At 57.7% G+C, this 13356-nt stretch carries 13 protein-coding genes; all 13 read right to left on the reverse strand.

Annotated elements, in window-relative coordinates; all coding sequences use genetic code 11:
- Window positions 1-9 precede the first annotated feature (9 nt).
- The 13 genes from HPY90_RS04430 to HPY90_RS04490 all read right to left on the reverse strand — a co-directional run bounded on the left by HPY90_RS04430 (window position 10) and on the right by HPY90_RS04490 (window position 13354).
- Window positions 10-1686, reverse strand: coding sequence for a hypothetical protein (locus tag HPY90_RS04430; RefSeq protein WP_287191649.1), 1677 nt, complete (start codon window positions 1684-1686; stop codon window positions 10-12).
- Window position 1687: 1 nt separating this feature from the next.
- Window positions 1688-2839, reverse strand: a complete 1152-nt coding sequence (locus HPY90_RS04435; protein WP_287191652.1) for a phage tail protein — start codon at window positions 2837-2839, stop codon at window positions 1688-1690.
- Window positions 2836-4269, reverse strand: a complete 1434-nt coding sequence (locus HPY90_RS04440) for a baseplate J/gp47 family protein (RefSeq protein WP_287191655.1) — start codon at window positions 4267-4269, stop codon at window positions 2836-2838. Before HPY90_RS04440 ends, HPY90_RS04435 begins: the two co-directional genes overlap by 4 nt.
- 4 nt (window positions 4270-4273) lie before the next feature.
- A complete protein-coding gene (locus HPY90_RS04445) occupies window positions 4274-4654 on the reverse strand; it encodes a GPW/gp25 family protein (protein WP_287191658.1) in 381 nt (126 codons plus the stop codon).
- A 2-nt stretch (window positions 4655-4656) separates the two neighbouring features.
- Complete coding sequence (locus HPY90_RS04450) at window positions 4657-4926, reverse strand: phage baseplate assembly protein V (protein ID WP_287191661.1); 270 nt, start codon at window positions 4924-4926, stop codon at window positions 4657-4659.
- Between the two features lie 6 nt (window positions 4927-4932).
- Window positions 4933-6018, reverse strand: coding sequence for a phage late control D family protein (locus tag HPY90_RS04455; RefSeq protein WP_287191664.1), 1086 nt, complete (start codon window positions 6016-6018; stop codon window positions 4933-4935).
- Window positions 6015-6311 carry a LysM peptidoglycan-binding domain-containing protein gene (locus HPY90_RS04460; protein ID WP_287191667.1) on the reverse strand — a complete coding sequence of 99 codons (297 nt, stop codon included), beginning with the start codon at window positions 6309-6311 and terminating at the stop codon, window positions 6015-6017. Before HPY90_RS04460 ends, HPY90_RS04455 begins: the two co-directional genes overlap by 4 nt.
- A 25-nt stretch (window positions 6312-6336) precedes the next feature.
- On the reverse strand, window positions 6337-6882 hold the full coding sequence (locus tag HPY90_RS04465; protein WP_287191804.1) for a CIS tube protein: 546 nt from the start codon (window positions 6880-6882) through the stop codon (window positions 6337-6339).
- Between the two features lie 21 nt (window positions 6883-6903).
- Window positions 6904-10167 carry a phage tail tape measure protein gene (locus tag HPY90_RS04470; protein ID WP_287191670.1) on the reverse strand — a complete coding sequence of 1088 codons (3264 nt, stop codon included), beginning with the start codon at window positions 10165-10167 and terminating at the stop codon, window positions 6904-6906.
- Between the two features lie 194 nt (window positions 10168-10361).
- Window positions 10362-11111 (reverse strand): T4 family baseplate hub assembly chaperone, encoded by a 750-nt coding sequence (locus HPY90_RS04475; protein ID WP_287191673.1) that lies wholly within the window; start codon window positions 11109-11111, stop codon window positions 10362-10364.
- Between the two features lie 35 nt (window positions 11112-11146).
- Window positions 11147-11602: a phage tail protein gene (locus HPY90_RS04480; protein WP_287191675.1), complete on the reverse strand. Its 456-nt coding sequence runs from the start codon at window positions 11600-11602 to the stop codon at window positions 11147-11149.
- Window positions 11603-11615: 13 nt separating this feature from the next.
- Window positions 11616-13151, reverse strand: a complete 1536-nt coding sequence (locus HPY90_RS04485; RefSeq protein WP_287191678.1) for a phage tail sheath family protein — start codon at window positions 13149-13151, stop codon at window positions 11616-11618.
- Window positions 13151-13354 (reverse strand): hypothetical protein, encoded by a 204-nt coding sequence (locus tag HPY90_RS04490; protein ID WP_287191680.1) that lies wholly within the window; start codon window positions 13352-13354, stop codon window positions 13151-13153. The genes HPY90_RS04485 and HPY90_RS04490 overlap by 1 nt, the downstream gene beginning before the upstream one ends.
- Window positions 13355-13356: the final 2 nt, after the last annotated feature.

Genomic DNA, 13356 nt, shown 5'->3' on the forward strand with positions numbered 1-13356 from the left:
CTCACCCCCTTAAGCGATATCCGGATTAACAATGGTCCAGCGCACCTGAATGTTGTCCGCGGTGCCGGTAGGCCTGATCTTGAACCCATTGCTCGCTTTATCATAGATTTCCAGGCGCCCCACCTTGTCCGGGTCGCTGGCGCTTTCTATCGTGAGCAATACGTCATAGCCAGGGGTGTCAAGCATCGGGTACCCCCCAGGGTTGACTAAGGCGAAGGGCTTGGTGTTGTAGTAGTTCGGATGCCCTGGTTCCAGCCGCCGCTGGTCTGTGAAAGTGCAGGCGCTCAGGTCTGTGCCCTGGTCGCCCGCCGGCACCGTGATTTGGTAGAGTTTTAATTTACCTTCCGGGACGGCAGCGCCAAGATATACTTTATATCTCCCAGAACTGGCATCCCAGTCCAGCCAGGTGTAGTAGGTCTTGGCCACTGTGTCCGGGTTCGTGGGCACCGCAGCCACGTTCTGCTCATCCGGGATCAGGACGTCCTTACCATCTACATATACCTTAGAAACATTGCCAGCCGTATAAGTGCCGGTCTTTGTAACCTGGATGTTCCTCGAGTTGGGCACTCCGTTAATAACTGCTCCCTCGACCACCAGCTTATTGTAGATGGTCACCGTGCCCTGTTGCAGCCGCTGCTTTTTCCATTTGTCCAGTTCGAGGTCGGTGCTCCTGACCGCCCGGGCAAGCTCCATTACGGTGGCTCCCATGGCTTCAATGCCGGGAGAGAGGTATTCCTTCAGGTCGGTTAAAAAATAGGTTGGCGTTACGTCCCTGGCCGCAATGACGTTGTGGAATAGTTGGTCTGGCCGCGGGTTGGGCTGCCCATAGGCCGGGGCGCCGTCAGGGTTATTCACGGCATCATAGGCCGTCTGGTTCCGTCTATGAACCTTAAATAAACTCAGGGCATAGACGTAACCGGTGGCGCATTTAAGGGCATCGCAGGCCGCTTCGGAACCGTCACCGGCCACATAGAGCTTGCTGTCGGTACTCGACGGCGAGAAAGTGTAAATGGTATCGGCCCCGGCCCCGCCCCAGGCCTTTACTTTGTCCCCATGGTTTACGCCGTCTGGATAGTTCACAAAGTCGACGTCGGCTACAGTCCGGATACGCCACCTGAGTTGGATGCGCCGGGTGGTCTCGTCCCCGATGGTGGTATCCTGGAGATCATTGGTCTGGGTGCCGCTCTGGACGCCGCCGTACTTATAGACGTTCTCGCTATCGGGTTCCGGGCTCCCTGTGGGCGCCACTTCCTCAAACCAGAACTCGATGAAAGCCAGGTCATCCCGGTAGCCCGAAATAGGGGCTTCCGGGAAGATAATGTCGTTAGCGGTATCGCTCCGGTTGGCTCCGGCGATTTTGACCAGCCAGCCGTTGACCAGAGCGTAAGTCTCGCCCAAGCGCAAACAGTTGAGCGGGCTAGTTACCCCTGTGGTCAAGGCGCCAAGAGACAATATTCCCGACGGCATTAGCTGCCGCATAATTTGCGCCCGAAGATGGTTTTGGATCTGCTGCAGCAGGTTTATCTCCGCGTCCAGGGGCGGCTTTCCTTGCTGGAACATCACTGCCGTAAATCCCCGGTCGGTTGGGTCCAGCAACCTGGAAACGCCAGTGGCTACCACAGGCCCCCCGGTCCACAGCTCGCGGGAAGTCGTATCGCCTTGGTACTTCACTAGCTTCTCTGCCACATTAGACCGCCTCCTTCAGTTCTTTCTTCCACATGTACCCCAGCACCGGCTTGCCGTTCAGGATCATGCCGGCCTCGGGATTGAACTTTTTGTATGTCCGCACATCCGGGTGATTTATGATCTCCTGCCTGGTCTCGGTGGGCCCCCGATTTAGAAGGGTGCCGCCGTCGTTCTTGACGGTGACCTCCAAAACCGGATGATGGACCACCACCTGCTCGCTGGTCTTTGGCCCGGCATTGAGCCTGGCCTGGCCGGTCATAGTTAAAGTCGGCGGGCTGTTTAACCGTGGGCCCGTGAACCTGTGCTCGGTAATTGTCTCATCCCAGCCGTGGTCTACCACGTCCTCGATTACGGTACCGCGAGCATTGAGGGCCGCTACCGGTGCCACAAAACGCTTATAGGTCCGGATGCCTGGGTGCTGGATTCCCTGTTGTTGGGTGGACGTTGGCCCCTCGTTGGCCCTTCCTGTGCCGTTCAGTTTCAAACTGAGACCGTTGAGCCGGGGCCCGATAAACGTCTTGATAGTAATGGTTTCACTCCAGGAAGTGTCCTCGGTCACGGTCTCCACGGCGCCGGCGGCATTGAGCCGCGGCCCGGCGAACACCTTCCACGTCTTGATCTCCTGCCAGGAAAGGTCCTGGGTAACTGTTGCCAGGGCCCCGGCCTGGTTCAGCAGGAGCATGCGGTCCGGGATGCCCACCACCCCGAAATATTCATTTGCCGCAGTGAATTTCCACACCACGCGAAACATAGAGGGGAAGTCCAGGGCGCTCAACATCCGCCAAGGTACCCGTATCCAGAACGTCCGGCTGGGCCGGTGGGTGATAATATCCACCTGGTAGTCCTTATTGGCCTCTACGGTAAAAATCTTTATAGCGGGGATAATAGCCTTGTAGGTTCCCCGCCATTTCCGCAGCCTGGGCAGCTCCTTGGCCAGCCTTCGCTGTTGGGCTTCAGTCAGTGGTATCTGCTCCGTCCATCCCTCCTCAAAAAGCATGTGAGGTAGAACGGAAGCCGGGCAGTGGTCTGGATCGAGGACGTTGGTCCAGTTGGCCAGCTCCTCGAGGATTAAAGCAAAACCCTGCTCCATCACATCGAGCAGGGCTCGCGTCTCCTTGTCTTCCAGGTATATTGCCGGCACCCTTATTATCATGGCTGCACCACCACCAGGCCGGAAGTATCGCCAAGCGCAACTATCTCGGCAGCCGCTGGCAATACATCCCCTGTTGGTGCGGTGAGGACCACGTTATAGACTCCGGGAATGTTCCGCAACGCCGCGATAATGGTGCTCAAATAAAACGGCTTGCCAAAATCAACCACATAGGCATTGTTCTCGTCTCTCTTAGTGTAACTGAACAGATCGGCGAGAACGGCCTGCTTCTGCGCCTCAACCGCTGCCTTATCGGCCGTGGGTAATGCGTAAATCGTGCCCGCAATATCCACCACTTTGTAAAGCGGGTCAACTACCTCCAGCCCCATGGTGGGTGGCATGGACTTGTTTTGGGTCAACTCCAGTCTAACCGCATCTTTGAGGGCCTGGCTGGGCAAACCGCCGCCTTCTGGGACGATATAGACCCGGGCGGTGTTATCGGGAATACTGCTGTCCTGCCAGGTGAGCCGGCATAACGCTCTGGCCACCCCGGCCACGCTTTCAGCGTTGGCCTGAATATCGTCAACCGTGATGCTCACCTCTCTGGATCTGGCCTCTTGAGGTGCCCGGTACCTGGCAACCTCCATGTCTTCTCTGTCCGCCCCACCTGTTGCCGCCAAGGGGTTAGTGACAGAAATCGAAACCATATTCCCCAGGCTGTCCGTAAACGTAGCCGGAAGCAGAGTTATTTGCCCCGCAGCTACATTGCCCTTGGCGCCGCCCCCTGTTTCGTAAGTCACCTTAATATTTCCGGTTGGAATTGCGCCGTTCGTCCCATCTCCAAACAGAATAGTGGCCTGGTCGTTTTCGTCCACTTCTACCAAGAAAATCTTTGACGTCGAGTCTGTCCCGATAAACCCCTCGGCCTCGGCCCACGGCTCCCCATTTACCTCTACGCGAGCCGAGCCGTCGAGGTACGGCCCAAAAGAAAGGCGCAGCCTTTGGTTTGGTGAGCCGTCCCCCACGAATTCTTCCACTCTGGTCTCAGCGTGCTTGGCTTGGACAGTACCCTGAGTAGCCCCCGCCGGAATTATCAGTTCCGTCTGAGTCTCGAACACCAGGGGTTCTGGACCGACCGTCAGTACCTGGGTTTTGGCCGGGATGACCACGTCTCCCGCGGCCGGTGCTGCGAGGGTAAACTGAAGATCAACGAGGGCAGCCTGGGGCCCGGCCATCTTATAGCTAAGCCGCTTGAGAATTTTAATCATGTTGCTCCTTTGGGTAACCGTCGAGAGGAAAGCCTCTCCTGCTTGCCTGTCCATGTAGTAATGCAGTTGGTCACCCACGTAAGCAACGGCCTCCAGCAAGACGTTGCCCACGTTGGCAATAGCAAAGTCCGTCCATTGCGGGTAGCGCGCCCGAACATAGGCCTTGAGCGCCTCGTAAAGCGAAGCAAAATCTCTTGCCGAATAGTCAATAGGCGGTAATGCCACTATTTCACCCCCTTATCACATAGGGGTACTCCAGGCCTGCTTGCTGCCCCGTCGCCTGGATGGTATAGAGCACGTGAACTTTGAGCACCGTCTCGTCCATCTCGCTGGTCACTTCGTCTACCCTGATCCTGGGTTCCCAGCGCTCCAGAGCTTCTTTGACGTAAAACTCTATCACCGGCAAGAGGTCCTCAGAGAGGTTTTCGAATATCATGGCTGCCGCCTGGCAGCCGAACTCGGGTACCATGGGCCGCTCGCCGGGAATGGTGCCGAGGATTTGCCGGATACTACTGGCGATCAGCTCCTCGCCTGTAGCCAGCGCAAAGTTTCCCGCCCCGTCAGAGGTCATCGGAAACCCCGGGCCCCTACCTAATGCCGTTTCTATCATTTTTACTCACCCCAAAAGCCGCTCCAAATTGGCTTGTCAATATCGCCCATCTCAAATTCAACCCAAACCGGGGCGCCGATTGGCGGTGGCGTGGTGATGGGCGAAGGGGTACTGGCCACGGGCAAACAAGGCCAGGCCCATTCGGCAAGCACTTGATCGCCAAAAAGGGCAGGGACCTTAACTTTGACGCGCCCCACCCCTTTAGGGTCGTTATTATCGGCAATAAATCCCCTGTATTTGCCATAGAACTTTGGCTCATCCGGTAGTGCCATAATTCATCATCCCCCTGCCAATCGCCGGCCGGTAGGCACCCGCTGGGTGTTACGCTTGGCTGCGGTTGCTTTCAATAAGCCCCCAGACGCTGCCGCATTTCGCACCAGCCAGCCCCGCACAATGTACTGGCCGGCAATAATATGCCTGGCTGACCGCACCCGATACAGACCGTCCCACCTAGCCCCATACCCGTGAACCTCCACTATGGCCCGGGCCTGGATTCGGGGATTGCCAACGGCGACAAACTCGGCCAATACCAGGTCATCCTGCAATAACCGGTATAGCCCCTCTGCTTCTTCTCTGGCCGCCTGCTGGTCGTGGTGGGCCACAGCCAGCCGATAGCCAGTGGCCCCAGCCGGGTAATTATCTTGAAAAGTTGCCGGCCCGGTCACCGTCCGCTGGGCCGTCCGGTCATCTATGTGAACTTCAAAAGGTTGCCTGGTCCACGGGTTTATTCCCGCCGCCGTCACCCTCCCCGGCCGGGCCAGGGTGCTTTCGTTCGGATAAAATTCAGTTAAGGTTCCTCCGCCGCCCGGAATGTAAGTTAAAGTGTCTACCGGGCCGGCCTCCCACCGCCGACGGTGGAAATGGAGGACCTTGTTTTCCACGTAACATTCAAACCCGATGCGCCTGGCCAGCCGTCGGAGAAAATGCAGGTCGCTCTCGTTCACTTGGGCCACCTGGGGATGCCGGTATTTAGTGGGCTCGATATCTGTGCCGAACCCGTATGTTCTGGCGATCTGGCTGGCAATCTCGGAATAGGTTACCGCGGCCCATATCCTGGAGCGCGAAACCCGCTGCAAGTCATGGGCTTCCTCATAAGCAATCACTCTGAAGTCATGGCCCCCGCCGGCCCGGTGTATGCGGAGCGTTTCCTTGTACAGATTGGTGCCGGAACCGAAGGAAACGCCCAAGACATCTCCCTGGGCGAAAATCCCTTTGTCGGCTATTTTTGCCCCTTCTTTAAACCTCACTTCGGCCCTGGCCAGGCGATCCTCCGCAGTCTCAAACTCGAAATAGTAGGCCTGTTGCTCCACTTCCGGTGGAAGTCGCTGCCCCTTTGCAGTTAAAAAGAATACTCCCTCGCTCATAACAGCACCTCATGCACTGTCCGAATGGAAGGGATAGTTAACACCGTACCCGGTTTGGGATCTTCCAAGGGGTTGAAGACGTTGTTAAAAATGGCTATGGCCCACCAGAGTTCGGGGTCGCCGAGGTAGGCGTAGGCCAGAGTGCTCCAGGTATCCCCGGGCTCGGCCGGCACTAGAATATTGTCCGGGTAGTCCAGTTTAGCCGGCCGCTCCACGGGCGGGACATAAGCCCTGCCTTGGGTATCCCTAATGATCTTTGCTTTGGCATACCTGCTCTTTTCATAAAACGGCATTTTCTACACCTCACCCGAACAACCGCTACTGTCTTAGTCGATCAAGATACGGGCTCCTGGTGGACTGTTTCTGAACCGTGATTTTCTCCACGACCGGCACGGCCTTGGGTTTGGCTTTAGACGGCGGCGCCGGCTTCGGGGGCATTACATCGGGCCAGTGTTTCATTTCCAGGTCAACCTGAAGATCGACAGGCCGCAGCGCCGGTGCCCACCGGAGATAGTGGACCGTAACCTTAGTAACCTTGCACCTGACTATTAGGCCCCCTATAGCCAGTAGAACTTTGGGCGGAGCCACGGTCCCGTCCGGATGCCTGACCGCATAAGGTAACTGCCGCAACCAGACAACCGCTTTACTGGTATCGTACTTCATCCCATTGGCTATAAACCGCAGGGAAAACTTGAACTTCCAATCCCCGCCGCCCGCAAACTCGCTGTGCGGAAAGTTGGCCCCGGGGACGTTGGTATTCTCATACTCAGCCGTCTTCTCGTCCTCGAGAAACGTCGGGTTGTATTGGAACTCCAGGCGCTCTCCGGTATCCTCGCGGATCATATATCCCTTTCTAACGGGCATTATCGCCACGGCCTCACCCCCTTAGTAAGCGCCCGCCCGAGCTTCATTCTCGGCCTGGATATTGGCGATGATCTCGGCCAGCACCCGGCCGTCAAGGACCAGTTGGATAGGCTGGCGGATGGTTTCCGCCACCCTGGATATCGTTCCGGTTACGGGGGCCGGCTGCTGTCTCGGTGCCGGTGCGGGGAGCGGAGGGCTTGCCGGAACCGCCTGGGGTATCGGAATAGGCACCGCCCTTTCGGCCGGGACTGCGCCTGCCGCCCCCGTTCCAACTACCCCAGCGACGGGCTCCGGCTGCGCGGCCATTTGCAAGGCAGGCATGCCCGCCGGCTCCGGAGGCTCATAAGAGGCTGCCAAGGTAATCGTGGGCTGAGCAGTAAGCCCGCTCAATCGCCTGAAATCAGCCTCTACCTGGCGGGTAGCCTCCCGGCTGTACCATAAGATGTTGGCCATTGCCTGTTCAATGTATGATGGCGAATGAATGCCAAGCCCGGCCTTGACACCCTCCCACAGTCTGCCGAAGGCTTGCTTGCCGGCGTCCCAAAGCCGGGAACCGAAGTTCACGATATTGTCTCTTACGTCAAGCAAAATATCCCAAATCCGCCCAGGCAGGTCAGCAATGACATTTACCATACCGTTTACCGCCTCGGCGCCCGCCTGCCTGGCTGCGCTCCATAGCTCCGTGCCAATGCTGAGGATCGTACCGGGTAACCCCACCAAGAAGGACCATATCCTTCCCGGTAACTCGGCGAAAAAGCCAACTATGGCCTCAATCCCTTGGCTAATTATTTGGATGCCGGTATCTTTTATCTGGGTCCACCATATGGGTATCTGGCCGGCCAGGTCTACTACCCAGGCTATTACCCGCCCCGGAAGGCTGGCGAAGAAGCCAACCACGATCTCTACTCCTTCCCAGACCAGGCGGAGCATGTATCCTATCCCGTACCCAATCCAGTAAGGAATATCCTCCAGGAACAGCTTGCTAATGACATTTACCATACCGTTTACCGCCTCGGCGCCCGCCTGCCTGGCTGCGCTCCATAGCTCCGTGCCAATGCTGAGGATCGTACCGGGTAACCCCACCAAGAAGGACCATATCCTTCCCGGTAACTCGGCGAAAAAGCCAACTATGGCCTCAATCCCTTGGCTAATTATTTGGATGCCGGTATCTTTTATCTGGGTCCACCATATGGGTATCTGGCCGGCCAGGTCTACTACCCAGGCTATTACCCGCCCCGGAAGGCTGGCGAAGAAGCCAACCACGATCTCTACTCCTTCCCAGACCAGGCGGAGCATGTATCCTATCCCGTACCCAATCCAGTAAGGAATATCCTCCAGGAACAGCTTGCTCAGGAACCCTGGTATTGTGCTTATAAAACCAGTAATAACTTGCGGCAGACCGGCGAACCAGGCTTTAATCTTCTCCCAGTTCTCGGCTATGAGCAAGGGGAACCCAATCACCGGCATAAAAATGGCCAGGAGGTATCTCCCCCAGGCCGGCATCTCGGAAAACCATCCCATTAGCTTATTCCACCAGTTTCCAATGGTGGCCGTCACCTTTTCCCAGTTCCGCACCAGGAGGATTATGCCTACTACCAGCCCGGCTACGGCGGCTATCATCAGTCCAATGGGGTTGGCCGTCAAGGCCGTATTGAGCAGCCATTGCGCTCCAGTCCAGGCCAGGGTGGCCCCGCGGGCAACCCACATGGCCCCCTGGAGGGCCAAGGTAGCCAGCTTGGTCCCGATAGCCTCTAGTTTGACGCCAATCATGGTGCTCCGCAAAATGGTCATGCCCTGGATCGCGTCCGGCAACTGGGCCAGGAAAATAAGCCCGAACCCGGCACCCAAAAGCCCAACAGAGCCCAACAGCAAAGAATAGGACAGCACCGTCTGCATGGGCTCCGGCATCCTGTTAAAAACGTCCACCACGCGGTCCAGAAAGCCGGCAATGCGCCGGATGGAAGGCTCAAACCGGCCACCGATCACAAATCCGGCGCTCTCTATTGACCCTCTCAATTGCTCAAAGGCCCCGTTTAGCCCGCTCATTTGGACGTCCGCGGCCTTTTGGGCGGCACCCGCACTGTTCTCCAGCTTAATCTGCCAGTACTCCAGGGCGTCGGCCCCGGTCAGAGTTACTTCCCGGCCGTCAATCATAGCCTTGGCCTGGGCATTAAGCCCTGCGGTCACGGCCCGAATGCCGTCCGTGCCAAAGATAGTGGCTATTACATAATCCTCAAAGGCCCTTTGTCCTTGGGCCGCAGCCCCAGCGAGTCCTTTAGCCTGCTCCGTGGTCAGGCCATAGGCTTGCGCTAGCGCCTTGAGTTGATCCTCTTCCGCGTCAGCAAACCCAGCAAACTGCTTGACCAGGGCACCAGCTCCGGCAAAGGACTCCTCGAACTCCCGGATGATCTGTGGCCATGGCTTCATGTTGCCCTGGGCGTCCCGCAGGTTAATGCTCAGGGTCCGCATGATATTGTTGGCCTCGCTCGTGGGGGCAATCAAATGCATCATGGCGCTCCGCAGGGAGGTAGCCGCGTCCTGGGCCGAGCCGATCACGTTTCTGGCTGCCATCAAGCCGGCGGTGGCCGCCTCTACCGATTGTCCAACTTGTCCGGCTACCCCGGCCATGGAACCCATGGCCACCTCAAACTCATTGGCCTTGAGCATAGAATTCTGGATAGCTGCTGTGAAAATATCCGCTATCCTGGTGGCGTCCGACATGGGCCTTTTGAACCCCTGCACGGCCGCCACGATGGCCCGGGCCGCCTCCGGCATCTGGATATTCCCAGCGGCCGCGAAGTCCGCCACGCCCATGGTCAACTTCTTAATGTCGTCCACGGCGGAAACCCCGGCCGAGCTTATCTCATAAATAGCTTCGGCCACCTGGCTGCCGGAGAACTTGGTATCGGCGCCCACCTGGATCGCGAACTTGCTTAACTCCTGGAATTCCTCCTCCGTCCACTGGGCCACGGATTGGGCATTGAGCATTTGCTGCTGGAAGTCCCCAAAGGACTTAGTGGCTGCCCCTATCCCAATCAAACCTGCCGCGCCCACGCCGGCAAGGGCCATGCCGCTCCGCTGGAGAGCGGCCTGCACCCGGGCATCTCCCAGGGCCCCCATCTTGGCTTCCAACTGGTCCAGGCTGGCCTTGGTTTTGTAATACATCTCCTCGGCGTCGGCCGAAACGTTCTTAAACGTCTGGTCTATCCGCCGCAGGCCAAGGGTGGCATCATCTTGAACGAAGAAATGAAAGCCCAATCCTATCATGTTGAAATTCAACGCCACCTAGCCACCCCTCCTTACGGCGTCAGCTTCATCTTGGAGCCGCTCCATCAATCTCCGGTAAAGGAAATTGGCCCAGCTTACTGGCATTTCCATGACCTCAGAGAACTGCTGCCCCAGGCCTGACCCCATAGACCGGTACATGAGCCAGAAGACCTGTTCGTGAAGTTCCTCCTCCGTTTTTGCGGTGAGGAAAGTTACTGCCCCCGGGCCTTCTTCCTCGGAAGGAAAAAATCAGGCCCAATGGGAAGGTCAAGGTCAAAACTACCTCCACATTCCGGGCAATCCACCACGATGGTGGTTTCCACACCGCATTCCTTGGCCTGCACCTCGGCTCGGAAGGCAGCAGCATCCGAGCCGGGCAATTCGTCAAAGAACCGGCGGTTGACGGCCTTCTCGCCTTCAATTTCTACGGTCCGCAGGAGCATCGAGAAAGTAACCAGACCGTCCGGGTCATCTCGTCTGGCCGCCGCCAGCTTCTGCTCGTCCTTACCCCGAAGTAGGCGCCATTTAATCGTCCTGCCCGTCTTGGGGAAGGTAAAGCTAAAGACATGGTCCGGGGCGGCCTGGCCCGGGTCCTCCAGATAGCGCACCTCCAAATCTCCCAAGTTCTCCTCCCACTCGAACCTGGTTTGGCAGGCGGGGCAGTTGACCTTGAAGGCGTACTCGTCCCCATAGGTCAACCGCCGCAACTGGATCAGGGCAAAGGTCCGGTCGCCGATCAGCAACTCCATCACGTCCACGCTTTCGGTAACCATGCAGGCCTGGAGGACATTGTTAATGGCCGCAGCGTTCTTCCGATTACGCCGGTTAGCCAGGATATTTTCCTCGGCTACTTTCATTTCGCGCATTTGATACTCATAGCGCCCCGGGAATAAGAACGTACCCGGCGCAACCTCCGCCTCGGCAATGGTCCGGGGCAGGCGCAAATTTACCAGTTCACCCACTCTAATCCCTCCCTAATAGCTTAAGAGCCCGCTTCTTAGGCGGGCTCGAAATAGTCTATCGCCAGCGTAACCTTACGGATGAGCTTTTCGTTGGCGGTGTTGTCCCAGTCCCCGGCCTCAAACTCCCGCGGCCAGGCGCCGTAAACATTCCAACGCCCAACTTCTTTTCCGGTCCGGTCCTGCTCGATGATGGCCAGGTTGCGCTTGTACTCGTCCGGGTCCGCACCGCCGGTCTCCTGGGCCGCATCGAGGACCTGCTTGAACCACTCGTAAATCTCCAGGTTCTCAGTGGCGCCGTATTCGAGGGTAATATCCTCGAACTTGCCCTTACCCGGGGATTTATCGGGTATTAAAGCTCCGCCTTCCTCGTGTTCGATAACCTCCACACTCCCGCGCAGAGGACCGGCCTTTTGGAAGCCGGTTTGCACCAGGCCATCTATCTCCACCAGGAACTTGAACTTATCCCGGAACTTGCGAGCCCTTCCAGCCATTCATGCCACCCCCTTACTCAGTCTGGAGCTTGCGCTCGAACTCGAACCAGATGAACTCGGCCGGGCGGTGAGTAGCTAGGCCGATCCGGCCGCGCAAGAGACCTTGGTCAATTGTCTCCTGAGTGTTCAATTCCTCGTCAATCTTGACTATGAAAGCCTCCTGGGGTGTGGCCCCCTTCAGGCCGCCCTGCTTCCAGACGCCCAGCAAAAAGGCGTTAATCGACCTGGTTAGGCGCTTCCAAAGCCCCGGTTCGTTATTCTCGAACTCGGCAAACTGGGTCCCTTCCTCAATGGACTTCTCGCAGAAGATGAAAGTCCGACGCTCATTGATGTAGGGGAAGCTGCCGCTGCCGTCCAGGGTCCGGGCCCCATAGGCCCTGATCCCATAGCCACGCAGGAAGCAGATCGGATTGATCCGGGCCGGGTAGAGGATATCCCTGATGCCCTTGTCATTAACCAGGTCGGTTTCCAGCCCAATTACCCCGGCAAGCCTCCCGTCCTCGATGCCGGCCGCCACCTTCCAAACGCCCTTTACCCCGTCCGTGCGGGCATAGGCCCCGATAATGAAGCCGCTGGGCGGCACCACCTTTTCCTTGCCGGTAGCTGGGTCCATGATCTTAACGTTGGGATAATAGAACGCCCCGTAGGTGCTATTGAACCCGCCCGTGGTTTCCACATAAGCCTTCGCCTCGTCCGGCGTGTTGCCAAAGGGCGGGTCCAGTATGGCGAAGCAGTCTCCTCTGCCGGCGCAGTAATTCAGCACCCCGTTCTGGACAGCGGAAGTGGCCACTCCGGGCACCGCAATAAGCAGGCTCTCATCGATCACGTCAAGGGCATAGAGCCCGGTCCTGCCGGCCGGGGAGCCGATGTAGTCAGTATCGGCCAGGCCGGTCAGACCGTCGTTCCCGTTGGCCAGTGAAAACGTTCCGACTGCCGGGCGGTCATTCGGGGCTACCGTGGCGCTGTCCAAGTCAGTTACCGTGATGTACTGGCTCTTGCCATTAATTCTGCTTTCCACAAAATCGGTGCTGGTATCGACCATAGAAAGCTCGTCATAGGTTTCCCGCAGCACGTCCTGGCCGTTAACCGTTTCCAGAACCTCCAGCTTGAACTTGTTGGTGGCGTCCTTAGTCGCATCGGAAATCTTCACCTTGATCCGGTTGCCCCAGATCCCCTCGGTCAGGGCGTCCACCTTGAGGGTGTTAACTGGCACGCTGGCCCTATCTTGAAGGGTGATTGTGGCCTTTTGTGCGGTCAAGGTAGCCGGGTCATCAGGATTAGTATAGTGGGCCGTCCTAACCACATAGACCCTGGCCCCCCGCTTGTTGAGCAAAAGCCCATAGGCGGCGTAGGCCAGCCAGCCGCTGGAAATAAAAGAGCCGAACTTCTTTACGAAGTCGGCCCAACTCGTCACCAGCTCTGCTTTACCGATAGGCCCCTTTTCCGCTATCCCAATTAGAGCCGCCGTGCTAGTGGGTGCTCCCGGGGTGGTCACCACCTGGGGCGGCACTTCAGTGACCAAGTGCCCTGGAGAAAGGAACTCAGGCATCAGTTGTCACTCCCCTTCTTTTTGGCAGGCGCTTGCTCCGGTAGCACAGCGATGTACCCCGCCCGGATGGCCGCCTGCATCTGACTCGCTTTAATGTCTTTGTCGCTCACATCCCGCTTCTCGAGGGGCAGCAGGTGAATGCTCGCCCCACCGCCCAGGTCGATGGCAAGAGGGGCGTTCTGCTTGTTTTTAATGGTGGGCATGG

This window comes from Syntrophothermus sp., from assembly GCF_013314835.1.
GTDB lineage: Bacteria > Bacillota > Syntrophomonadia > Syntrophomonadales > Syntrophothermaceae > Syntrophothermus > Syntrophothermus lipocalidus.